This is a genomic window from Arthrobacter sp. GW460-12-1-14-TSB2, assembly GCF_059423525.1.
In genome coordinates, this window is the sequence record NZ_JBWKYC010000027.1 from 12,041 (window position 1) to 34,527 (window position 22,487).

At 65.6% G+C, this 22,487-nt stretch carries 24 protein-coding genes; 14 read left to right on the top strand and 10 right to left on the bottom strand.

Annotated elements, in window-relative coordinates; translation table 11 throughout:
- Positions 1-348: 348 nt before the first annotated feature.
- From AC07YR_RS21140 to AC07YR_RS21150, 3 genes are read left to right on the top strand one after another with little or no spacing between them, the layout of a single operon-like run.
- Entirely contained in the window at positions 349-1,710 is a 1,362-nt protein-coding gene (locus AC07YR_RS21140) for an MFS transporter (protein WP_436058738.1), read from the top strand.
- Complete coding sequence (locus AC07YR_RS21145) at positions 1,707-2,510, top strand: putative hydro-lyase (protein WP_494735155.1); 804 nt, start codon at positions 1,707-1,709, stop codon at positions 2,508-2,510. The genes AC07YR_RS21140 and AC07YR_RS21145 overlap by 4 nt, the downstream gene beginning before the upstream one ends.
- Positions 2,507-2,659 (top strand): hypothetical protein, encoded by a 153-nt coding sequence (locus tag AC07YR_RS21150; RefSeq protein WP_436058736.1) that lies wholly within the window; start codon positions 2,507-2,509, stop codon positions 2,657-2,659. The genes AC07YR_RS21145 and AC07YR_RS21150 overlap by 4 nt, the downstream gene beginning before the upstream one ends.
- 68 nt (positions 2,660-2,727) lie before the next feature.
- Here the strand turns inward: AC07YR_RS21150 and AC07YR_RS21155 are convergent, their stop codons facing one another.
- Positions 2,728-3,300 (bottom strand): MOSC domain-containing protein, encoded by a 573-nt coding sequence (locus AC07YR_RS21155; RefSeq protein ID WP_494735156.1) that lies wholly within the window; start codon positions 3,298-3,300, stop codon positions 2,728-2,730.
- Positions 3,301-3,416: 116 nt separating this feature from the next.
- Here AC07YR_RS21155 and AC07YR_RS21160 point away from each other — a divergent pair, with 116 nt between their 5' ends.
- The gene (locus tag AC07YR_RS21160; RefSeq protein WP_436058734.1) at positions 3,417-4,340 is read left to right on the top strand and encodes an AEC family transporter; all 924 of its coding nucleotides are present in this window, start codon (positions 3,417-3,419) and stop codon (positions 4,338-4,340) included.
- A gap of 67 nt (positions 4,341-4,407) precedes the next feature.
- Here AC07YR_RS21160 and AC07YR_RS21165 read toward each other — a convergent pair whose 3' ends face one another.
- The 3 genes from AC07YR_RS21165 to AC07YR_RS21175 form a co-directional block, all read right to left on the bottom strand.
- The gene (locus AC07YR_RS21165; RefSeq protein ID WP_494735157.1) at positions 4,408-5,709 is read right to left on the bottom strand and encodes an alkaline phosphatase family protein; all 1,302 of its coding nucleotides are present in this window, start codon (positions 5,707-5,709) and stop codon (positions 4,408-4,410) included.
- Complete coding sequence (locus AC07YR_RS21170) at positions 5,706-7,349, bottom strand: alkaline phosphatase D family protein (RefSeq protein WP_494735158.1); 1,644 nt, start codon at positions 7,347-7,349, stop codon at positions 5,706-5,708. The genes AC07YR_RS21165 and AC07YR_RS21170 overlap by 4 nt, the downstream gene beginning before the upstream one ends.
- A 114-nt stretch (positions 7,350-7,463) precedes the next feature.
- Positions 7,464-9,338 (bottom strand): Na+/H+ antiporter, encoded by a 1,875-nt coding sequence (locus tag AC07YR_RS21175; RefSeq protein WP_494735159.1) that lies wholly within the window; start codon positions 9,336-9,338, stop codon positions 7,464-7,466.
- Between the two features lie 184 nt (positions 9,339-9,522).
- On the opposite strand from AC07YR_RS21175, the gene AC07YR_RS21180 reads away from it, so the two are divergent.
- Entirely contained in the window at positions 9,523-10,566 is a 1,044-nt protein-coding gene (locus AC07YR_RS21180) for a metallophosphoesterase (protein ID WP_494735160.1), read from the top strand.
- A 39-nt stretch (positions 10,567-10,605) separates the two neighbouring features.
- Positions 10,606-10,965, top strand: a complete 360-nt coding sequence (locus AC07YR_RS21185) for a TfoX/Sxy family protein (protein WP_494735161.1) — start codon at positions 10,606-10,608, stop codon at positions 10,963-10,965.
- Positions 10,966-11,001: 36 nt separating this feature from the next.
- Here the strand turns inward: AC07YR_RS21185 and AC07YR_RS21190 are convergent, their stop codons facing one another.
- Positions 11,002-11,481, bottom strand: coding sequence for an NUDIX hydrolase (locus tag AC07YR_RS21190; RefSeq protein ID WP_436058722.1), 480 nt, complete (start codon positions 11,479-11,481; stop codon positions 11,002-11,004).
- Between the two features lie 66 nt (positions 11,482-11,547).
- Between AC07YR_RS21190 and AC07YR_RS21195 the strand changes: the two genes are divergently transcribed.
- The 3 genes from AC07YR_RS21195 to AC07YR_RS21205 all read left to right on the top strand — a co-directional run bounded on the left by AC07YR_RS21195 (position 11,548) and on the right by AC07YR_RS21205 (position 13,928).
- Positions 11,548-12,321, top strand: a complete 774-nt coding sequence (locus AC07YR_RS21195; protein WP_436058721.1) for an oxygenase MpaB family protein — start codon at positions 11,548-11,550, stop codon at positions 12,319-12,321.
- A 15-nt stretch (positions 12,322-12,336) separates the two neighbouring features.
- Positions 12,337-13,251: a DUF817 domain-containing protein gene (locus AC07YR_RS21200; protein WP_494735162.1), complete on the top strand. Its 915-nt coding sequence runs from the start codon at positions 12,337-12,339 to the stop codon at positions 13,249-13,251.
- Between the two features lie 413 nt (positions 13,252-13,664).
- Positions 13,665-13,928, top strand: coding sequence for a GlsB/YeaQ/YmgE family stress response membrane protein (locus tag AC07YR_RS21205; protein WP_137324058.1), 264 nt, complete (start codon positions 13,665-13,667; stop codon positions 13,926-13,928).
- Between the two features lie 99 nt (positions 13,929-14,027).
- On the opposite strand, the gene AC07YR_RS21210 is transcribed toward AC07YR_RS21205, so the two are convergent.
- Positions 14,028-15,275 carry an NYN domain-containing protein gene (locus AC07YR_RS21210; protein ID WP_436058719.1) on the bottom strand — a complete coding sequence of 416 codons (1,248 nt, stop codon included), beginning with the start codon at positions 15,273-15,275 and terminating at the stop codon, positions 14,028-14,030.
- A gap of 225 nt (positions 15,276-15,500) precedes the next feature.
- On the opposite strand from AC07YR_RS21210, the gene AC07YR_RS21215 reads away from it, so the two are divergent.
- The gene (locus AC07YR_RS21215; protein ID WP_494735163.1) at positions 15,501-16,928 is read left to right on the top strand and encodes an amino acid permease; all 1,428 of its coding nucleotides are present in this window, start codon (positions 15,501-15,503) and stop codon (positions 16,926-16,928) included.
- A gap of 72 nt (positions 16,929-17,000) precedes the next feature.
- The gene (locus AC07YR_RS21220) at positions 17,001-17,777 is read left to right on the top strand and encodes an IclR family transcriptional regulator (protein ID WP_494735164.1); all 777 of its coding nucleotides are present in this window, start codon (positions 17,001-17,003) and stop codon (positions 17,775-17,777) included.
- Here AC07YR_RS21220 and AC07YR_RS21225 read toward each other — a convergent pair.
- From AC07YR_RS21225 to AC07YR_RS21235, 3 genes are read right to left on the bottom strand one after another with little or no spacing between them, the layout of a single operon-like run.
- Positions 17,770-18,531, bottom strand: coding sequence for an IclR family transcriptional regulator (locus AC07YR_RS21225; RefSeq protein ID WP_494735165.1), 762 nt, complete (start codon positions 18,529-18,531; stop codon positions 17,770-17,772). The genes AC07YR_RS21220 and AC07YR_RS21225 overlap by 8 nt on opposite strands.
- Positions 18,532-18,577: 46 nt before the next feature.
- Positions 18,578-19,327, bottom strand: a complete 750-nt coding sequence (locus AC07YR_RS21230; protein ID WP_055807563.1) for a cyclase family protein — start codon at positions 19,325-19,327, stop codon at positions 18,578-18,580.
- A complete protein-coding gene (locus tag AC07YR_RS21235; RefSeq protein WP_494735166.1) occupies positions 19,324-19,758 on the bottom strand; it encodes a hypothetical protein in 435 nt (144 codons plus the stop codon). Before AC07YR_RS21235 ends, AC07YR_RS21230 begins: the two co-directional genes overlap by 4 nt.
- A 160-nt stretch (positions 19,759-19,918) precedes the next feature.
- Between AC07YR_RS21235 and AC07YR_RS21240 the strand changes: the two genes are divergently transcribed.
- From AC07YR_RS21240 to AC07YR_RS21250, 3 genes are read left to right on the top strand one after another with little or no spacing between them, the layout of a single operon-like run.
- A complete protein-coding gene (locus AC07YR_RS21240; RefSeq protein WP_494735167.1) occupies positions 19,919-21,295 on the top strand; it encodes an NtaA/DmoA family FMN-dependent monooxygenase in 1,377 nt (458 codons plus the stop codon).
- Positions 21,296-21,336: 41 nt separating this feature from the next.
- Positions 21,337-21,669, top strand: a complete 333-nt coding sequence (locus AC07YR_RS21245) for an ArsR/SmtB family transcription factor (RefSeq protein ID WP_436058712.1) — start codon at positions 21,337-21,339, stop codon at positions 21,667-21,669.
- Positions 21,670-21,681: 12 nt separating this feature from the next.
- Positions 21,682-22,179 (top strand): SRPBCC family protein, encoded by a 498-nt coding sequence (locus AC07YR_RS21250; protein ID WP_436058711.1) that lies wholly within the window; start codon positions 21,682-21,684, stop codon positions 22,177-22,179.
- A 100-nt stretch (positions 22,180-22,279) separates the two neighbouring features.
- On the opposite strand, the gene AC07YR_RS21255 is transcribed toward AC07YR_RS21250, so the two are convergent.
- Complete coding sequence (locus tag AC07YR_RS21255; protein WP_011693996.1) at positions 22,280-22,477, bottom strand: hypothetical protein; 198 nt, start codon at positions 22,475-22,477, stop codon at positions 22,280-22,282.
- Between the last annotated feature and the right edge of the window lie 10 nt (positions 22,478-22,487).

Here is a 22,487-nt window from a genome sequence, read left to right on the forward strand (position 1 = left end):
CGGCGGGAACTCCCGCCGTCGACCGCTCGGCCCCCCCCCCCCCCCCCCCCCCCCCCCCACCGCTCGGACGGACGGCGGGAAGGAACCCCGGACCAGCCGAAAAATCACATCCCGGCACTCCGCCGAATCACAGTCAACCCTTGACGGTGTGATCTGCGTCGCGTAGATTGTTCAACAGTTCGGATTGTTCAACGATCCAACGATTACCTCTCGACCTTGCAGCCCTAACGGTAGCTGCACACCCGCCCTAATGCTCCGCTTGCGACGCTGCGAGCCGGACAGAAGAAGGCGCCCCAGCAGCATCCGCCCGCATGCGGATGACATCCGCACTTTTCATGGAGGATACACATGGCCACTCCATCAGTAATGGCCCCCGGCGACCCGAAACCCTTTGTTGGGCGCAAGGGCATGTACAAGGCATTCGCAGCCAGCCTGACTGGAACCGCGCTGGAGTTCTATGACTTCGCCGTCTACTCAGCCGCGGCCGCGATCGTTTTCCCACTGATCTTCTTCCCGGCCTCGGACCCCGTCACGGGCACCCTGCTGGCCTTCTCGACCTACGCGGTGGGCTACATTTCCCGGCCCGTCGGCGGCATTATCTTCGGGCGGTTGGGGGATGAGATCGGCCGCAAGAAAATCCTGGTCATCACGCTTATGCTCATCGGCGTCGCTACGTTCCTTATCGGCCTGCTGCCCACGTACGACAATATCGGCGTCATCGCTCCCGCCATCCTGGTCTTCCTCCGCTTTGCCCAGGGCGTCGGTGTCGGCGGCGAATGGGGTGGCGCAGTGCTGCTCTCCAGCGAATTCGGTGACCCCAACCGCCGCGGATTCTGGGCATCTGCCGCGCAGATTGGCCCTCCCGCCGGCAACCTGATGGCCAACGGTGCGCTCGCAGTCCTGACCCTGACCCTGTCAGAACAAGCTTTCCTCGACTATGGCTGGAGGATCGCGTTCCTTATCTCGGCGCTGCTGGTGGCCTTCGGGCTCTGGATCCGGCTCAAGCTTGAGGACACCCCCATCTTCAAGGCGATGGAAGCCAGGGGAGACAAGCCCAAGGCCCCGATCCGGGAAGTCCTGACCACCCAGCGCCGGCCCCTGATCGCAGCCATGCTCAGCCGGATCGGCCCGGATGTCACCTACGCTTTGTGCACGGTTTTCACCCTCACCTACGGCATCCAGGAGCTTGGCTTCGACCGAGGCCAGGTACTTGTGGCTGTTCTTATCGGGTCAGCCCTCCAGCTTTTCACCATGCCGCTTGCCGGGGCCATCTCAGACCGCATCAACCGCCGGCTGGTCTACGGCATCGCCGCAGTGGCGGCCGCGGTGTGGGCCTACCTGTTCTTCATCGTCCTCGAAGGACGGTCCCCGGTCATGCTGATTGTGGGAACGGTCCTGGGCCTGCTCTGCCACTCGTTCATGTACGGCCCGCAGGCGGCCTTCGTGGTTGAGCAGTTCTCGCCGCGGCTCCGCTCCACCGGCAGTTCGCTGGCGTACACCTTCGCCGGTATCATCGGTGGCGCCATTGCACCGTTCATGTTCACCCTGCTGCTGAGTACTTTCCACAGCTGGGTCCCGGTGGCTATGTACCTCAGCGTCGCATGCCTGCTGACCCTGGTGGGCCTGGCCCTGGGCCGGAACTCCAACGTCGCCGAGGACGAGGAATACCTTCAGTCCTCGGGCGAACCCGCTGAGGCGCTGGCCCGATGAGCCAGGCCAACGCCCTCATGGCACCCTCCGACGCGCGCCTGAAGTTCCGCAACGGCCTGGTCACGCCCACCTCCGGATGGAGCGACGGCTACACCCAGGCGAACCTGATCGCGGTGACGGCCGACTACGCCGACGAATTCATTGAGTTCTGCCGGCTTAATCCCAAGGCCTGCCCCGTTATCGACATCATCCGGGCGGGGCACTACGAAAGCGTCCTCGCTGCAGGGTCGGACATCCGCACTGACATCCCCTCCTACCGCGTGTGGGTGGACGGCGAACTTGCCGACGAGGTCACTGACGCAACATCGGTGTGGCGTGACGGCATGGTGGGCGTCCTCATCGGCTGCAGCTTCACCTTCGAGGCCGCGCTTGCTGGTGAGGGCATCCCGCTGCGGCACACGGAAACCGGCCGCAACGTGCCCATGTACCGCACGAACATTGAGTGCACTCCGGCAGGACGGATTCACGGTCCGATGGTGGTGTCCATGCGCCCGATGCCGCCCGGGCTGGTCGAAACCGCCATCAGGGTGACGTCGGAAGTACCGAAGGTCCACGGCAGCCCGATTCACGTCGGGTCCCCGGAAGACCTTGGCATCGCTGACATCAACCGCCCCGACTTCGGTGACGCGGTGGAGATCCGGCCAGGCGAAGTCCCGGTCTTCTGGGCCTGCGGCGTGACACCGCAGAGCGCCGTGATGGCGTCCAGGCCCTCCTTTGCCATCAGCCACACGCCGGGGCACATGTTCATCACCGATGTTCCGGAAAGCCGCTACCGGGAACCCGCAGGAGCGTCATCGTGAAGAAGAGACTTCTCGTGGCCGAAGCGCGGGCCGGCAGGATCAACAACCCGGCTGCGCCGCGGCGTCAGGGCGCCGGCGAAGGCCAGCCGGCCGGCAAAGCCGGAACCGGAGGGGCCGGGCGGTCAGCTACGGAACATCACAGAGCGTAGCGGCACCAAGGGCAGGCGGACGACGACGGGACTTCCCGCCGTCGTCCGCTTCCGTTGTGCCCGCCGCGCTAAGGCAGCCGCGACGGGCGGAGCAGCGTCGGCCTGCCGGCGCTGCCGGGGTCGAGGGGAACGGGGCTGACCAGCACTGCCGGGCCGCGGTGCAGGATGCCGCCCGACAGCACCTGGCAGCGAACCCCGCCCCGCCCGCGCATCGCCTTGTGGGCGCCTGGTGCGAGCATCTGGTCCATCCAGGCGCAGGGATGGGCGGGCCGTCCGGCCTTCAACCGAACAACGTCCCCTCGTGATTCGAGCGCAAATTCTCCGCCCAGCAACGGTGCCAGGTCTGCACGCCTGAGGACCACATTGCGCCGCGTCAGCCGCGGGTCAAAAGGGCCTGCCCCCAACTCCGCGGCCATGGCTTCGAGCGCCTCGATGGCGAAGAGGGTGACGGCGGCATCCATATGCGCAGCCTTGCCGAAGAAACGGTCGCCCACAATGCCCTTGCCCGCCACCAGTTCAACCCGCTCGGCGTCGGTGGTCGGAACGTCGGCCGCACCCTCGCGGGCGCGGCCGAAGTAGGCGTGCGCCGGGGACACCAGCAGGTGCCCTACCGCCACGTCATACCTGTAGCTTGCCGTCATGCCTCAAGATTACGCCGCAGAATCTGCCGGTTACGGCCGCCGCTATAGGCTTGACCCGTTCCCAGTCAGCCGCGTCATCAGCCGGCCCTCCGGCAGAAAAGATTGAGGAAAACGGTTTGGACGGAGTCCTCAAGGGTTTCTTTGTTGTCAGCGTGGTGCTGCTCATCGGCTACATCCTCGGCAGAACCAAGGCGCTGGGCCCGCAGGGGAGCAAGGTCCTGTCCACCCTGACCTTCATGGTGGGGCTGCCCTGCCTCATGTTTTCCGCCATCGCGTCCCGGCACATTTCCGACGTCCTGAGCAGCACGGGCCTGATCTCCGTGGTGACGGCAGTGGCCGTCATGCTCGTGTTCACCGTTGCGGGTGCGATTGGCCGTTGGGGTGTCCGGCGCACCACCATCGGTGCGCTGTCCGTGGGCATCGTGAATTCCACGAACCTGGGTGTACCGTTGTCGCTCTACATCCTCGGCAGCGCCACCTACGTCACGCCCATCATGCTGTTCCAGCTGGCCATCCTGACGCCCATAGCCCTGACTATCCTGGACCTCACGGATCCGGCGGGGAAGCACGTTTCCATCTGGCGCATCCTCTCCATTCCGTTCCGCAATCCGGTAACCGTGGCGGCCATCCTTGGCGTGATGGTCAGCGCCGCGGGGATTGAAGTGCCCAGCCTGGTTCTGGATCCCTTGGCCCTGGTGGCCCAGTTGGCGGTCCCGCTGATGCTGATCATCTTTGGCATGTCGCTCCACGGACTCTCTGTCCGGCCCGGGCTCAGTGACCGTGTTCCCACCTCTGTGGCGGTGATCCTCAAATCCGCCATTCAACCGGCACTCGCCTGGGCGTTGGCCGCATTCGTCTTCCACCTCGACGCGTTCAGCACCTTTGTGGTCACGGCCTGCGCGATCCTTCCCACCGGGCAAAATGTGGTCCTCTACTCGGTCCGCTACGGCGCGGGTCAGGGCATCGCGCAGTCAACCGCCGTGTTCACCACGGTCCTGGCGGTCCCGCTCCTCCTGGGAGCGGCCTGGCTGTTCGGCTGACCGCAACACCCGGGAAGCGTCCGACGGCGGCACTCACTGGGGTGCCGCCGTCGTCCGCTCAAGGAGGTCAGAGCCTCAGGGCGCTGGACCGCGACGTTCCGTCGTACCCGCCAGCCGGTGCCTTGAGTCCGTAAATGTCGCCGATGGTCGGAGCGACATCGACAGTCCTCGCCGGCTCCGAAGACACCGACCCCGGAACCACCAGCGGGCTGCCGCCGGAGATGAAGAATGGAATGGGCTCGGTGGCGGGGTGCCCGTGGTTGCCAGGGATGGGGTTGGACGCCACGTACGGGTCCGAGAAGCGCCAGCCCGCACGGCAGTAGGCCACGAGGTCTCCGGCTTCGGCCCCCAGGCGCAGGTCCGCGGGCCTGTTGACCGACAGGACGCCCTCATGCGCCGCGACCAGCTGCTCGACGGCGGCCAGGCCTGCGGTGCGGTCGGCGTCGGGACCGGTCCAGTAGAGCAGGTCCGCCCCGCCGTTCTGGGCAATCGTGATGTTGGACTGCAGCTCCGGCCGGGACTGCAGGATCAGGTCGACGGAAACCACGTTCGTGGGGATGGACCAGTCCATGGAGTGGTCCGCCAACACCATCACCACGCTGGAATCCCACTTGCCGGTGCTCTTGAGGTGGTCGATGAAATGCCCCACTTGCACGTCTGTGTCGGCGAGGGCAGCTTCACGTGCAGCCCGCAGCGTGGTTCCCGTGAGATCGGAGTGCCCCACGCGGTCGATGTCGCCGAGGTTGGTGAAGACGAAGTCCGGGTCGGGTCCGCCCACCATCGCGAGCAGCGCGTCCATCGTGGCGGCGTCGGGCGCGTGACCTGTGACCGGCAGCAGCGGCTGGGGTTCCCAGCGGTAGCTGGCGCGGGTGCCGAAGATGCCGTAGAGGTACTTCTTGCTCAGCACCGAGCCGGTGGTCAGTCCGCGCTCCTGCAACCGGTCCAGGAGGGTGGGGAAGTGCAGGTCCGTGGGCCGGTCGAGGTCGCGGACCAGGCCCTCGGCCCGGTCGAAAATCGCGTTGGCCGGAACGCCTGAGCGGTCCGCCCGGACCCCGGTCATCATCATCACGTGGTTGGGAATGGTCTCCATTACCGGAAGGGACCGCGCCGCCGGGAAATTCGTGCCGGCCGCACGCAGGCCAGCCAGCCTGGGAGTCAGGGTGGCAGTGATCTCGTCCGGGCGGCATCCGTCCACCACGAGCACGTAGCTCCGGGTCCGGCCCGCCGCCGGCGCCGCCCACGCCGTTCCTTGCGCGGAGGAAAGGACGACGGCGGCACCTCCGGCAGCGGCGAACTTCAGGAACTGCCGTCGTCCCGGCGTCGGACGTCTGTTGACGGCGGGCGTACGCTGCTGCGGTGAACGGCTCACTGGAGTCCTCCCTGTGCCGGCGTGACCTTGCCGGTGCCGGCGTGAACGTTGAACGATGTGGACAGCGTGGATCCTGAGCTGGCGGAGGTGCGTTCGGCGAGGACATACCAGTCCATCCGGACTCCGGCGGCCGTCACGTCCAGGACGGAGTAGCCGTGCGAATCGAAATCGAGGTATTTCACGTGCGGGTTCGCCGCCTTGATGGCGTTCTCCACGGCGACGGATCCGGTCCGGGGCGGAACGTTGAGGATGTCATCGAGGTTGTCGCTCGTGACGGACGTGCACACCAGTTCCGTGGCCACGGAATCGCCGGTGGCAGGGTAGCTGGCAGGATCGGCGGGGATGTCGCAGGCCCAGCCGGAGTGGATGTCTCCGGTGAGGAAAACCGTGTCCTTGACGGCGTGGTCCCGCAGGTGGCGGACCACACGGTTGCGGTCGGCCTCGTAACCGTCCCACTGGTCCACGTTGTATGGCACCCCGCTGATGCTCGTCCCGCCCATCAGCTTCTGGACGCCGGCCAGTTCCGCCGTGCTCAGGGTCGAGGGCACCCGGACGGGTGCGATCATGACCGGGTTGCCCACGAGCTTCCATTGCGGGCCAGTTGACTTGAGGTTGCCCAGCAGCCAGTCCATCTGGGCGGCGCCGGTGATCGTGCGGGCGGGGTCAGTGACCGCGGCATCCGTGCCGTTGGCCGCCTGCTGGTCCCGGTAGGAACGGAGGTCAAGCATGGACAGGCTGGCCAGCGAGCCGAAGTCCAGCCGGCGGTAAATCTGGCCGCCCGGTTCGTAGCGCACGGGCATCCACTCGGCGTAGGCCTGGTGCGCCGCGGCAAACCTCGCGCTCCACGCCCCTTCGGCGCCCTCGCTGTGGTTCTCGGCGCCGCCCCTCCAGGCGTCGTTGGCCGATTCATGGTCGTCCCAGGTCACGATGAACGGCGCGGCGGCATGCAGGGCCTGCAGGTCGGTGTCGGTCTTGTACTGGGCGTGGCGACGGCGGTAGTGGGCCAGTTGGGTCATCTCGTGCGCGGGTTCGTGTGGACGGACCACCACGTCGCGCGCCTGGTATTCGCCCGGGCCGTATTCGTAGAGGTAGTCGCCGAGGTGGAGCACAGCGTCGAGGTCCCCGCGGGCGGCGAGGTGGCGGTAGGAGGAGAAATAGCCGGCCTGCCAGTTGGCGCAGGAAACGACACCGAACTTCAGCCGGTCCACCGGGGCACCTGCCGCCGGTGCCGTGCGGGTGCGGCCAGCGGGTGAGATCTCCTGTCCGAAGATGAACCGGTACCAGTAGCTCGTGCCGGGGGCGAGCCGGCCCGCAATGACCTTGACGGTGTGGTCGCGGCCCGGGCCCGTGGAGGCAGTACCCCGGGCCGCGACTTTCGTAAACGCGGCATCGGCGGATACTTCCCATCGGACGGAAACGTCCGGTCCGGCACCACTGCCGGGTAGTGATTCCGGGGTGGGCGTCACGCGGGTCCACAGCAGCACAGTGTCCGGCATAGGGTCTCCTGAAGCGACCCCGTAGCCGAAGACGCCGCTTGGGGAGGCTGAAAACGCGCCCGCCGGAGTGCTGGTGGCCATGGTTCCGGCCACGGCGGCCACTCCCGCTGAACGCAGAACTTGACGACGAGTAAAGGTAGTCATGCCTTCCAGTATTCCTACCCGCGAGTAGCGGATTGGGCTTTCCGGGTGCCTGTTTCCCCGCTGTTTGCCGAGTGTTTGCTCTTTGGTTGGGGTTCACCACGATGACCCCGGCCATCACCCCAGCAGGTCGTCCTTGTAGCACCAGCGCCAGTCCTCGCCCGGCTCGATGCTCCGCATCACCGGGTGGCCGGTGGTCTCGAAGTGCCTGGACGCGTGCGTTCCGGGGGAGGAATCGCAGCACCCTACGTTGCCGCAGGCCAGGCACATCCTGAGGTGCACCGTCGTCGTGCCTTCCCGGACGCAGTCCGCGCAGGAGGCGTCGCGGGGCACAGCGGGGGAGCGGGCGGACTCCAGGTGACCGCACACCCCGCCGGGCCTGGCGATGCCCTCCCCGCCGCCCTCGCCGGAAGTGTCCAGTTCATTCAGGGAAAGGTCGAGCATCGATTCCTCAACGTCCAGCCGGTCCAGGACTTCGCTGAGGACCTCGTGGGCGTACTCGCCGCCCCGACGCAGCTCCAGCACCTTCGCGCGTTCAGCTTCCAGCATGGCAAGCCGCAGCTGGGCGTAGCGCTGGCTGGGGGTCGCTGCTTCCGACGCGGGCCGGCCCAGCCGCTCCCAGGCCGCCAGCCCGCGCTCCTGGGTCCGCCGCTTCAGCATCGCCACCACCTCCGGCGGGTCGTTGTCGGTGCGCAGTTCCTGCAGGCGGGCCACTCCGGCAGAGGTGGCGAGCTGCATCAAAGAGGCCTGGTTGAGGGCGTCCTCGCGCTGGTCCGGACCCTGCACGCGGAGCAACCGGACCAGCCCCGGAAGAGTGAACCCCTGCAGCGTCAGCGTGCCGCCCACCACCACCAGGGCGGCCAGAATCAACACCGAACGGTGCTCCAGTTCCGCGGGCAGCACCAGCACCGCGGCCAGCGTCACCACCCCGCGCATCCCGGCCCAGGACACGATCGCGGCGAACTGCCAGGGCGGTGCGGGGTCCGCCCGCCGCACGGACGGAATCAGCCGGGGCAGGTACGTTGCCGGGAACACCCACACCGGCCGGAGCACCAGCACGGCCACCAGGATCACTGCGCAACCGGCCCAGATCCGGCCGGCGCCAAGCGAGTCGTCCTGGACGCCGTCGATGATGGTCCGGACCTGCAGCCCGATCAGCAGGAATACGGAGTTTTCCAGCAGGAACTGCACCGTGTTCCAGTTGCTGCGCTGGCTCAGCCGTGCGGCGCCGTTGGGCATGGACGGCGCCTTTGTCCCCATCACGAGCCCGGTGACGACGACGGCGAGCACCCCGGAGGCATGGATCGCCTCGGCCGGAAGGTAAGCGACAAACGGGGCCACGAGTGAGGTCGAAGTGTTGATCGCGACGTTTCGGATCCTTTTACGGAGCACGGTCAGCACGTAGGCGGCGGCCAGCCCCACCACCAGGCCACCGCCGGCGGCGAGCAGGAATCCGCCCGCGATCCCGGCCGCGGACACGGACCCCGAGATGGCGGCGATGGCAGCACGGAGGCAGACCAGGGCCGTGGCGTCGTTGACCAGCGATTCACCCTCGAGGATGGTGACAATCCGGCGCGGCATGCCCACCTTCCGCGCGATGGCCGTCGCGGCCACCGCATCAGGCGGCGCCACGACGGCGCCGAGCGCGATCGCGGCGGCCAGCGGGATCTCCGGGAACAGCCACCACACCACGAAGCCCACAGCGAGCGTTCCGAAGATGACATAGCCCACCGAGAGCAGCCCGATGGCGCGGCGGTTGGAGCCGAAATCAAAGAGCGAGGTCCGCAGCGCGGCGGCGTACAGCAGCGGCGGCAACAGCCCGACGAGGACCAGTTCCGGATTCAGTTCAATGTGCGGAACGAAGGGGAGGAACGACCCCGCGACGCCGGCCAGCACCAGCAGCAGCGGCACCGAGACGTTGAGCTTCCGGCCCAGGGCGCTCCCGGCACAGACCACCGCCACGAGAACCAACAGTCCCAGGGCGACCTCCATTGGGCCATTCTCTCAGGCACGAACAAAGGGCGGACAGCGTCCGGCCGCGACACTCACTGTTCACGGATCCGACACCGTGCGGTTCTCGCGCGTTAGTCCGCCACAGGCACTCTTTTCAGGCACCCTCGCTCACGGCCGGATCGCTTGGGCGGAATCCCGTTGAGACGCACCAAGGAGAACCTCTGTGCTCATAAAAAGCGCTGCCACCGCCCTCGTGGCACTCATGTCCCTCACCGGGTTTGCGGGCCCGTCCGCTGCCGCCAACGCAGGTGAAGACGATGCCGGGCAGCAGGTATTCAGCTTCGGCGTCATCGGCGACATCCCCTACGGCGATGCCGAAATCGCCAAGTTCCCCGCCCGCATCCAGGACATCAACGCCGACAGCAGCCTGGATTTCGTCGCCCACGTGGGCGATATCAAGAACGGGTCCTCCGTTTGTTCGGATGAATACTTCGAATACATCCGCGCCGAATTAGACACCTTCGAACACCCGCTGGTCTACACGCCCGGTGACAACGAGTGGGTGGACTGCCACCGTGGAAACAACGGCGCCTACAACCCGCTCGAACGGCTGGCCAAGCTTCGGGAAGTCTTCTTCAACGAGCCCGGCAAGACCCTCGGGAAGACGATGCCCTTGAAGACACAGGAAGACCTCGGGCTGCCCGAGAACGTCCGCTTCACGAAGAACCGCGTGGCGTTCTCCGTGGTCAACGTCCAGGGCAGCAACAACTCGCTCCTGCCCTGGACCGGCATCGGCGAAACCTCGGTCACGCCCGAGCAGCAGGCCGAAGTGGAGCACCGCACGCAGGCTGTCCTCGAACAGGTGCGGGACACGTTCCGGGACGCGACCCGCCGCAACGACCGTGCAGTGGTGCTCATGACCCAGGCGGACATGTTTGATCCGTCGCTGCTCGCCGCTGCCTCGGCGAACCCGGACTCCGTGTCGGGCTTCCGTGAAATCGTCCGGACGATCACCGAGGAAACCAACCGTTTCGACGGCCCGGTATACCTCATCAACGGCGACAGCCACGTCTACGCCGAAAACCAGCCCCTGGCCGAAGGCTCGCCCTGGCTGACCATCTACGGCCAGGAAGCGGCGGATGACCTGCAGCGCATCACCGTGGACGGTTCAGCCAACGCCACCAACTACGTCAGGTTCACGGTGGCGGCCAACAGCGCCACCGGCCCCGCCGCCCTGTCCTGGGAAAAGGTCCCCTTCCAGGAGTAGACGGGTGATAATGAAGGCCCCGGACCGGAAGGCGCCCTCATGGAAATGGCAAAGCCCAGTGAGGCTGACAAAGAGCAGTTCAGGTCACTGCTGGCAGCGCTGCCGGGCATCGAGATCAAGCCGATGTTCGGGAACCTCGGCGCCTTTGTCAACGGAAACATGTTCGCGGGGCTTTACGGCTCCACCTTGGGCTTGAAGCTCACGGATGCCGACCGCGACGAGCTGATGGCGAGCCGGGAAACCCTGCCATTCATCTCCGCCGAACGGCCCATGGGCGGCTATGCGGGGCTCCCGGTACAAGGGTCGCCAGAAGAGATCGAGCCGTGGCTGGCCCGGGCGCTGGCGCACGTCGCCGAACTGCCGCCGAAGGCACCCAAGACTGCCAAACCGAAAAAGTGATGAACGACGACGGCGGGACCTCCCGGACTGTCCGGGCTAGTGCTGGATGCCGTCCCGGAGCCGCTGAACCAGGGCGTCAAGGATGGGCAGCTGGCCCTTCACCAGCTTGGTGCGCGCCTCGGACTCGCTGAACCAACGGGCGTCGTCGATCTCGGGATAGTGGTTGATGATGCCGGACCCCCTGGGCCATTCCAGTGGGAAGGTGTTGCTGACGATGCTTTCGGGCTGGAAGTCCCAGTCGGCCGCGAAAGCCGTGATGATCTTGCCTGAGGGTTGCCTGAAAGCGCCCAGTTCGAAGTAGTCGGCCGGCGGTGCCGGAGTGCCCATTTCCTCGGCGAACTCGCGCCGGGCGGCCGTCAGGGCATCCTCGTCCTCGGGGTATTCACCCTTCGGGATGGACCACGCGTGCTCGTCCTTGCGGGCCCAAAAAGGTCCGCCCATATGGGCTATCCAGACCTCCAAGCGGGCTTCCGGGTTCCACCGGAAAAGCAAGATCCCTGCGCTGCGAACCGTCATGTTGCCTCCTGTTCCAAGGCTATACGCCGGCGGCGGCGAGGGTCGGCTCTCGGGTAGTGTGTGGGCATGGTGCGTGGACTTGCCGACATGGGAGCAGAGGGCGTTCTGCTGGCCGGGGCAGGGCGGGCAATCCTGCTGCAGATCGCGAACCCGGCAGTGGGCCACGGCGTTGCCGAGCACAGCAACTTTGCCGATCGTCCGCTCGAACGGCTTCGGGCCACCCTCACCTACGTGTATGCAGTGGTGTACGGGACTGAAGACCAGGTGGCAGCGGTGCGCCGCAGCGTGAACCGCGCCCACGCCCCCGTCCGCCGCAAACCTGACGCCGGCTCCGCGGGCTACAGCGCCTTCGACGCACAGTCCCAGCTCTGGGTGGTGGCAACCCTGTACGACACGGCCGTCACCATCTACGAAAAAATCTACGGTGCGCTGGACGACGAAGCCGCTGACCTCATGTACCGGGACTACGCGAGAATCGGCACGGCACTGCAGCTTCCCGCGGAGCTGTGGCCGGCTGACCGCGCGGCATTCGGCCGTTACTGGGAGGGCTGCCTGCAGGGGCTGGAGGCCGATGCCGTTGCGTCAGGTGTGGCCCGCGGCCTGCTCTACCCGACAGACCCCCGGACCTGGCAGCGTGCGGTCATGCCGCTGGCCCGCTTCATTACCGCAGGGCTTCTGCCGGACCACCTGCGGCAAGGCTTCGGGCTGCCGTGGACTGAACGTCATGGCCGCTGGTTCGACCGCACCGTGCGGTGGTCCGCGGTGGTGTATCCACGGCTGCCGCGCCGGGTCCGGCACTGGCCAAAGAACTACTGCCTGGGCAGGCTCGGCGCAGCCTAGGGAAACGGGGGATCAGTGCGGAGCTTCACATCCGTAGAGCTTGTGATCGATCAGCGGGCCCATCGGTTTTTGGACAGTGCCCCTGCCGGAGGTGCCAGGTCAAGGGTCGCCGAGTTTGTGGTTTTCGGCCTCAAGCAGGGCTGGGCATGCATCTTTGGGGCCGCGCTTCTCGCCGTGCTCATGGCGGCCCGCCTGTGGTACCCGGACGACGCCGGTCTGGCCAGGAACGACTTCCTGACCCTCGCCGCCGTCGTCATCCAGATCCTGATGGTGGCCACACGGCTGGAAACTGTCCGCGAGCTGAGGGTTATCGTCCTGTTCCACATCGTGGGAACGGTGATGGAACTGTTCAAGACCGACGTCGGATCCTGGTCCTACGAGGCCGAAGGTTTCCTCCGCATCGGGGCGGTCCCGCTCTTCAGCGGCTTTATGTACGCGGCGGTGGGTTCCTACATGGTCCGCGTCTACCGGCTCTTCGACCTGCGCTTCAGCCGGTACCCGCGGCGATGGATTACGGCGGTCATTGCCGCGGCCGTCTACGTGAACTTCTTCACCCACCACTACATCTGGGACGCCCGCTGGCTGCTGCTGGCCGCCGTCGTGACCGTCTTTGGACGGTGCGTCATGCACTTCCGCGTCTTCCGCCGGAACTTCCGGATGCCGCTGGTCCTGGCGTTCCTCCTGGTGGCGCTGTTCATCTGGATTGCGGAGAACATCGCCACCTGGTCGGGGGCCTGGCTCTACCCCAACCAGGTGGACGGCTGGCATATGGTCTCGCCCGACAAGCTGGTTTCGTGGTTCCTGCTGATGATCATCTCGGTGGTGCTGGTGGCCTGGGTCTACAAGCCGCAGCGACCGGAAGCGGCGGAGGATGCCGGCGGTGAAACCACTCTGCCCCTGGATGCCGGCATCGGGCCAGCCTCTCCCTGACGGAGGGGCCTACGGTCCGGCCTTGGCAAACACCCGTCCGATGCGACGGTTACGTTCAGGGGTGGGACGGCCGGCCACTGGCGCCGGCCGCCGGTTTCAGTTCCACAAACGGACATGCTCGGCCTCCTCTTCCAGAAGCCAAGGCTACGAAGCGGCGGGCATACCCGCTAGGGTATTTGGGCCTCAGGTGCTGTCCGTGGGTAGTCTGTGCTGGCAATTCACGTAGGCGGCCGCAATATTCGGGTGGCGGCCACTCGTGACGGGCCCGGTAGGACTCCTTAGAATCCACTCACCGGCAGGTGCCGGCAACCCGGACCGCGGAGCGGCAGCAGGCAACGGGCATGACCCCGTCCAGCAGGAATTCCTGCTCCCGCCGCAGCTAAGCGGTTCTCTCATTCGGAAGGAAGCTCGTCATGGGATTTCTCGGATTTCTCCTGCTCGGCTTGATCGCGGGGGCTATCGCAAAAGCCATACTTCCCGGCAGGCAGGGCGGTGGTTGGGTGGTAACGCTGGTTCTGGGTGTGGTTGGCGCCATCCTTGGCGGATGGATCGGCTCGCTGGTCTTCGGCGGCGGACTCGCTGACTTCTTCGATCTCAGGACCTGGCTGCTGGCTATTTTGGGGGCTGTGATCGTATTGGCGATTTTCGGCGCCGTTACGCGTCGAAGCCGGGCCTGACCCCCGCGGTCCGTGAGGCCGCAAACCGAAGAAAACCGAGACAGACGACGGCGGTTCCTCCCCGCCGTCGTCCTCTCACCGACGCCTGCCGGAGGGAAACTAGACCTCCAGATAGCCGCCACTGGCCCAGCGCCGCAGGGCCGCCTTCTCGGCGTCGTCGAACTCCATCAGCGCCACGCGGCAAAGCTCCTCCACGTCTTCTGTCCATGCCGCCGCCAGCCCTTCCGCCGTCGCATTTTCACTGAGCTGATAATTGACGTAGCCCAGACCTTGAATGACGAAGTTCACGGCACCGCGGGACACGGGCTGGCCGGCGGTGACACAGTCGTCCCGGACGAGCCGGGAGAGTTCGTTGCGGTTGACCGGCTGTTCGCGAAGCCTGGCCGCCATCGCCTGGAACAGTTGCCGGAACTGGGCGGCGGAGAGTGCGGGCACGTCCGTCACCCTGGTGACGCGTTCCTCGATACCGGGCTCGACGTCGGCGTCCGCGGGCAGGTCGTCACTGGAAAACCGCTGCGCGTCCCAGACCCAGCCGCCCCGTGAGGGGGAGTACTCAACGCTGTTGCCGATCTGGGCCACCCACGTCCCGAATTTTCCGTACCCTCCCCAGTCAGTCTTCAGGGAAGGGTCCGCCGTGAGTGCGCGGTGGGCCACCATCGCCCCGACCACCGGACCCGGGGCAGCGCGAACGAAGTCGCAGACCTCCCGGACCGCGGCGGAAGCGGTTTTCGACATGGTCTTGGGCTTGGATTTGGCAGCCGGCTGGACCTGCGGCGGCTGAACAGACGCCACGGCCCGGATGGGCTCGCCGGTGGTGCCGTTCAGGATGGCCACGAAGTCGTGGGACTCCACCACGCTGTCCGCCATCTCGCGGTAGGCGAAGGCCACGGCGCCGGCGGCGATGACCGTGGTCATCTTGTCAGCCGCCCGAAATCGCTGGATGAGCGACGTGAAATCAGCATCCGCCGAGGCGATGAAGAACTCGTCTATGCCTGCGCCGCCGGACAGTGCGTCCATCGCATCCAGCACGAGGTTGATGTCGGTGCTGGATTTCCCGCGCTGCGTCAGCGACGGGCAGTCGATCACACGGAAACCCGCACGGGTCCAGTACGTCCGGTATTTCGAGTACACCACCGGGTTCAGGTAGCAGTTTCGGATCAGGAAGCGGCGGGAACTTTCGGCGGAGCCGCCGGCGGACAGGGCGTCCGCCCAGTGCTTGGGATCCTCGGCGAACCGCTTCGCCGCCAGGGGATCGAGGGCCAGCAGACCCGTGTACACGTTGTCGAAGTCCACAAACATGGCCGCCCGGATTCCGGGTCGTCGGGCGGGGGAGGGCGACTCTTTCATCTGCCCAGTGTGCCAGCACGCCGGTGTAGCTGGGGAGCCTGAGTACAACGGATTCGGGCGGCCTTAATGTTGTGCAATATAAACATTTGTGAATGCTTTTAAGGATCTTAACGCGGATTTGGTGCTAGTTTCATGACGCCGGGCGGGTGCGCCGACCTGGTCCCGGGTCCCGTCAGGCCACGGGCTAATCCCGTCCGCACGCCCACAAACTTCCGGGAGCAATTCATGGAACTCTCCTCCACTGCCAGCTTGGACCACCAGGTTTCCGTCACGGCCGGAACTCCCGGGCTCCGCCGGTCAATGGGCCCCCGGCACCTCGTGATGATCGCCATGGGCGGCGTCATCGGGTCCGGCCTCTTCCTCAGTTCGGGCTACACGATTTCCCAGGCAGGCCCGCTTGGCGCGGTCCTCGCCTATCTCGTGGGCGCCTTCGTCGTTTATCTGGTCATGGCCTGCCTCGGTGAGCTGGCCATCGCTTATCCGGTCTCCGGGGCGTTCCACATCTACGCAGCCAGGTCCATCGGTCCAGCCACCGGCTTCACCACGGCCTGGCTGTACTGGCTGTGCTGGGCAGTGGCCCTGGGGTCGGAGTTCACCGCGGCCGGACTGCTCATGCAGCGCTGGTTCCCGGGAATTGAGGTGTGGGTGTGGTGCATCGTCTTCGCGTCCATTCTGTTTGCCCTGAACGCCGTCTCATCGCGCTTCTTCGGCGAATCCGAGTTCTGGTTTTCCATCATCAAGGTGGGCGCCATCGTTGTCCTGATTGCCTTTGGCGGGGCCGCGCTGGTCGGGTTCCACCCGCTGGCCGGAGGTTCCCACCCGTTCCTGCTCGAAAACTTCAACACGTCGGGCGGACTGTTCCCCAACGGCTTCTCCGGCGTCCTGGTGACTGCCCTGGCGGTGTTCTACGCGTTCTCCGGCTCGGAACTCATCGGCGTCGCGGCGGGCGAAACCGCCAACCCCGAGACCAGCATTCCCAAAGCCATGCGGACCACGGTGTTCCGCCTGCTGATCTTCTTCGTGGGCGCCATCGCTGTCATCGCTGCCACCATCCCTTTTGACCAGGTGGGCCTTGACGAGAGTCCCTTCGTCACAGTCTTTTCCTCCATCGGCATTCCCTACGCGGCGGACATCATGAACTTCGTCATCATCACCGCCCTGCTCTCCGCCGGAAACAGCGGCCTGTTCTCCTGCGCCAGGATGCTCTACTCCCTGTCGGAGGAAGGGCACGCGCCGAAGGCTTTCCGGAAGCTCACCAAACAGGGGATTCCCTTCATCGCTCTTTGCGTCAGCATGGTCGGCGGGCTGGCCTCGCTGATCAGCAGCGTGGTCGCTCCGGAATCGGTGTATCTCGCCCTGGTCTCTGTCGCCGGGTTCGCTGTTGTCGGAGTCTGGATGTCCATCACGGCATCGCATTTCTTCCACAGGAGGGCCTTCGTGCGGAACGGCGGAAACATCGAAGACCTCACCTACAAGGCCCCGCTGTTTCCGGCGGTTCCGATCCTTGCCTTCACTCTGTGCCTCGTCTCTCTGATCGGCATCGCCTTCGACCCGAACCAGGTAGCGGCCCTGTATTTCGGCATCCCCTTCGTCGCGGCCTGCTACGCGTTTTTCTACTTCAAGCACGGACGACGCCGGCAGCACGCGAGCTAGTCAGCCGCCGGTCACCGCAGCCTGCGCCGTGTGAGAATGGGCGTTGAGGTCCACCAGAGGGAGCGGTTCAGCTTGGAATTGTCGGAAGCGTCATCGCTGGGCCAGGGTCTTCGCCTTGTCCGGCTCATCATCGACCGCGAGAAGCAGGGCAGGCCACTGCTGGGCGTTTCGCAGCTCGCCGCCGAACTGGAGATGGACCAAAGCCGGGTGTCCCGGCTAACCCAGGAGCTGTGCGAACTAACCATTCTGGAGCGGGTAGAGCGCGGACCGTTCCGTGCCGGTCCGGCCTTCTTCCAGCTGGCGGCCAGCCTCAATGTCGGCTGGATCGGCCAAGCCAAGAGCGAGCTGGAACTCTTCGTGGCCGAGTTCGGGCTCCGGGCCCGGCTGTCAGTCCGCGACGGTGTGCGGGTGGTCCTCCTCAGGACATCGAGCAATGACGGCGTGCCGGGAAGCTTTGTGAAACCGGGCATGGTCACACCTGTCTGGTGCACGGGATCAGGCCGTGCCCTCCTCTGGGACCACAAGGCAACAGAGGTTGCGGAGCTTCTGCAGGGTGTGGACTTCATCGGCGTGGGCGGCCCAAGGGCGGCCCACGCCGTATCGGAAGTGTGCGAGTTGATGGAACATGACCGCCCGCAGGGTTTCATCAGGGCGGCCGAGGAGTTTGAGCACGACGTTCATGAGCTGGCCGTTCCCGTGCGGGATCCGGGCGGACGCGTCAGCGCAGCCCTCTCCGTCCTGGGCAGCCGTGCCGCTGTTGAGCTCCGGACCGAGGAAATTGCGGATGCCCTGCACTCGGCAGCACGGCGCCTCGCGGCGGTGGGTGCAGACGGCACTGGAGTCAGCTAGGACGCCCCAGGGCCACTTCAAGCCGGCCGGCCCATTTCAGGGCTGCGGAAGCAATTTCTTCGCACTTCGGCTCCAGCCGCGCCTTTGGCCCGACCACCTGCAAAGCAGCGATGGTCTCGGCGCGGAAGTCGCGCACGGGGACGGCCACGGAGTACAGGTTGGGCTCCGCCTCTTCATCCACAACGGAATATCCGCGCTCCCGCGCCCCGGCCAGGCGAGCAAGGAAGTCCTCGACGTCGACGGGAGTGTTGGGGCCATGGCGCACAAATTCAGTGTGGCTAAAGACGGCCCGGACCTCGGCGTCGCCGGAGTCCCACAGCAGCGCCTGGCCGGCGTCGCTGCAGTAGGCGGGGTAGGGCCGGCCGATCCACGAACCCACCATCCTGCTGTCCGATGGGACATGCTCACCGATCGTTACGGTGCTGTCCCCGTTGAGGACACCCAGGAAGCAACCTTCGCCGGTATCCTCGACGAGCCCCTCCAGAGCCGTCAATCCGTCGGTCCGGAGCCTTTGCTCAGTGAGTAACTGGGCATCCGTGTAGAGGCTCCAGTCCAATGAGTACTCCCGGTGTCCGCCACGGAGCAGGAAGTTCTCCTGCTGGGCGGCCTTAAGCCCGCGGGAAATCTGGCTACGGTCCTTGCCGAGGTCTGCGGCGATGTCCCCGACGGTCGCGCCGCGCGCTCCGCCCTCGTGACGGGACCCGACAGCTAAGACGACTTGCATTCCGCGGCCCATGCTGGAGATCTTCGACATGGATCCGATCTTAGTTCGTGGCAGCTGCCGGTCAGGGGGATTGCCTCTAGTGGATCGCGAAGACCCGGGCGGGGAATCCACTTCCGCCTTGAGGCTTTGGCCACGTGGCCACCAGCACAGCCCCTGATTCAGGCAGGCCGTCCAGATTGGCGAGCAACTCTATCTGCCAGCAGTCCTGGGCAAGGATGTAGGTCTCCAGGCTGAAGTCCTGGTGCGACGTCGCCTTGCCCGGGTCCGTGTCGGTCTGTTCGTGGCCGATCGCCGTGATGTCCCGCTCGCCGACCAGGAAGGACAGCACCTCCCGGGACCAGCCCGGGGTGTGGCTGACGCCGTCGGAATCCCGGTTTGCCATCGACTCCGGGTCCGGCCAGCGCTTGCTCCAGCCGGTCCGAAGCGCTACGAACGCGCCGGACGGAATCCTTCCGTTGCGTTCCTCCCATGCTCTGACGTCAGCCAGGGTGGGCGTCGCGTCGGCGTCGATCGCGGTTCGCGTGCTGATGTCCAGCACCACCAGGGGCAGCACCATCTCTTCCACCGGGATGTTGTCCAGGCTTCGCCCGCCACGGATAAAGTGCGACGGCGGGTCCACGTGGGTGCCCCACTGGCCCACGATGGAGTAGACATGTGCCGTGAAGCCGTCGCCGTTTTCCAGGTCGAACAGGGCCGTCCTGCGTTCGTCCGGAAAGGCAGGGAAGTGTGGCTGGCCGGGGTGGAAGGCGTGCGTCAGATCCGTGAACGATCGGCCGGACAGCAACGACTGGAATCCTTCCCAGAGTCCGGTGGTCTGGACTGTCATGACGCCCGCCCCAGTGCCGGACGAACAGACGCTGCCGCGGAAACCCGGACCGGCTCGGAAAGTTCGATGACCGGCACCTCCCAAGGGTGAACTTCGATCATGCGCCCGACGAGCCGGCTGACGGCCTCGTCGGACAGGTCTGCGTCCAGGTAAGTGGTCAGGACAAAAGTGGGCGACAGGGTCCGCTCGCCCGCGCGGCCGAACGTGGGGTTTGCTGCCGCTGAAGCGGTGAACCCCTCGAAGCCGAAACTTGATTCGAACACGTGCCGGTAGTTGCCAAAGTCCCCGAGATCGGGGCAGGACTCCAGTGTGTCGAAAAGTGACGAGAGGCCGGGGTCCGTTTTCAGGACCTCCAGGTCACCCTCCACGAGCCGCCTCAACGAAACTGCGCCAATGGGCCAGTGGACGCGGAGTTTGCGCACACTTTTCATTGCAACGTCCATGTCCGGATGCCTCTTCCCTCGATCGGCCGGAGCCGCTCGTGCGGCTTGTGAATCATCCTGACAGACCATAATAGGCATTACAAGCATATGCGCTTGTATATGATGCACATAGATTTTCCGTCCCGCCATGAAAGCGAAGTGATCCGCCTTGAGCACCCCTACCACCCCGCTGCTTTTCGCCCTCTACGAACAGGCCAGCGTCGGTTGCGGCGGTGCCCCAAGTCTCTGGACGCACCCGTTGGATGACCGCCTGTCGGTCAACTCCCTGGACCGCTGGCGGGACGTGGCCGTTACCGCGGAACAGGCCAACCTTGATGCGCTGTTCTTCGCCGACGTGCTGGGCCTTTATGACGTCTACGGCGGATCTGCCGACGCCGCCCTGGGCTGGGCCGTAGAGGCGCCGGCAAATGACCCGTTCATCTACGTCCCTGCGCTGGCGGCGCTGACGGAGCGGCTGTCCTTCGTCATCACGGCCTCGACCACCTATGAGCACCCGTTCTCCCTTGCCCGCCGCTTCGGCACCCTGGACCACCTCAGCAACGGCCGCATCGGCTGGAACATCGTCACGTCATACCTTTCCAGTGCGGCCAGGAACTTCGGTATGGACGAGATGCTCAAGCACGCGGACCGGTACGGCCGCGCGGATGAGTTCATGGATGTGTTCTACAAATTGCTGGAAGGCAGTTGGGCGGGCGACGCTGTTGTTGGCAGTAAGAGCGAAAAGATGTACGCGCGTCCCGGCTCTGTCCGGCCGATCAATCACGATGGCGAACATTTCCGGGTGGACGGACCGTCTTTGACCTCGCCGTCACCGCAGCGGACCCCCGCCCTGTTCCAGGCGGGGTGGTCTCCGCGGGGCCGCGAATTCGCCGCCAAGCATGCTGAAGTGATCCTGCTGCCCAAGAAGGATCCGCAGGAAATTGCCGAAGGCCTGGCGGACATCGACCGCCGGGCGCAGGAGGGCGGCCGTCCCGCCGGCGAGGTCCGCTCCATGGCGCTCGCCCGGATCATTACCGCGCCCACGGCGATCGAAGCGCAGGAAAAGTACGAGGAGCTGCAGCGCAACTACCACCTGGAGGCACAGCTCGTCAGCTATGCCGGCGACACCGGAATCGACCTCAGCAAATACGCCGACGACGAGCCGCTGGCTACGGCGTCCAACGGGCTCACGTCCTATGTGGTCAAGGGGGCGCCGCAGGACCGGCCGCTCACGGCCGGGGACGTGCGGCGCAAATTCTCCGAGGTCACGCGCGGAACGGACCTGCTGTTCATCGGTACGCCGGACGGTGTCGCCTCGCAGATCCAGGACCACGCGGCGGCGTCCGGGCTGGATGGCTACATGATCAACCCGCTGGTGAGCCCGGGTTCCCTGAATGACTTTGCCGAACTGGTGGTGCCGGAGCTTGCCAAGAGGGGGCTCTACGACATGGAACCGAAGAAGGGCACCTTGCGATCCCGGCTCCGGGCTGACGGTGCGGACCTGATGGCGGCTACGAGTTACGGGGCCGGGTTCCGCCAGCGTTAACCCATTGACACCCGGACACGACAGTCATATCCTACAACCAAATGGTTGTAGATCAGCTCAGTGATGCCGAAGTGGACCGCCTGTTCCAGGCGTTCGCCGATGCCACCCGTCGCGATATCGTCCGGCGGGTCACGGTGGCCGAGTATTCCGTTTCCGGCCTCGCCGCCCTCTACGCCATGAGTTTCGCCGCCGTCCAGAAGCATGTGGCGGTGTTGGAACGGGCTTCCCTGGTGACTAAGGAGAAGCGCGGAAGGGAGCAGGTCGTGCGGGGAAACCATGAAGGCCTGCAGAGGGCCCGCCGGCTGCTTGACGAGTATGAAGCGATCTGGCGGCAGCGCGCCGAGCGGATCGCAGACATTCTGGCTGAAGGATAGGAAGGTTGCGCAATGCCTGTTATCAGTTCCACCAAGAATCTTGAGGCCCTCAGCTTCACCCTTGTGGCGGAGTTCGACGCCGCCGTCGAACGCGTCTGGCAGATCTGGGAAGACCCTCGGCAGCTGGAGCGCTGGTGGGGCCCGCCCAACTATCCGGCCACGTTTGACCGGTTCGACTTCCAGCCCGGAGGGATGGCCGACTATTACATGACCACCCCCGAAGGCGAGAAGCCTCGCGGCTGGTGGCGCTTCACCGCAATTGACGCGCCGCGGAAGCTCGAGTTCGACGATGGCTTCGCTGACGAGTCCGGCGCTCCGGTGGACGCCATGGGAATCGCTCATGCAGTCGTGGACCTCGAGGACATCGGCGGCCGCACGCGCATGACCATCATGTCCACGTTCGAATCCGAGGAGCAGATGGAAGAAGTGATGAAGATGGGCATGGAGGAGGGTATGAGGGAGGCTGCAGGCCAGATCGACGCCGTCCTCACCGAGCACTCCCATGCCTGACGGGGCTACGGTTCGTCTCTGACTGATTAAGCCGAAAAGCCAGCGGACGACGGCGGGAATTCCCGCCGTCGTCCGCTGGCTTTTTATGGTGCCTGGCGTCCTAGACTGCGGCGCCCTGGGCGGCGCTGCGGTTCAGGCTCACCGTAAAGGTGTTCGGCCCGCTGAGGGTGACGGCGACATCATTCCGGTGGGCGTTGGCCTTCGTGGAAATATCGTGCACCAGGGCGTCCAGCGTATGATCGATAGCTGAGCGGTCCCAGATCTTAAGGGTTACGGAGTGATTGGTTTCGAACGTCATTATTCGGTGC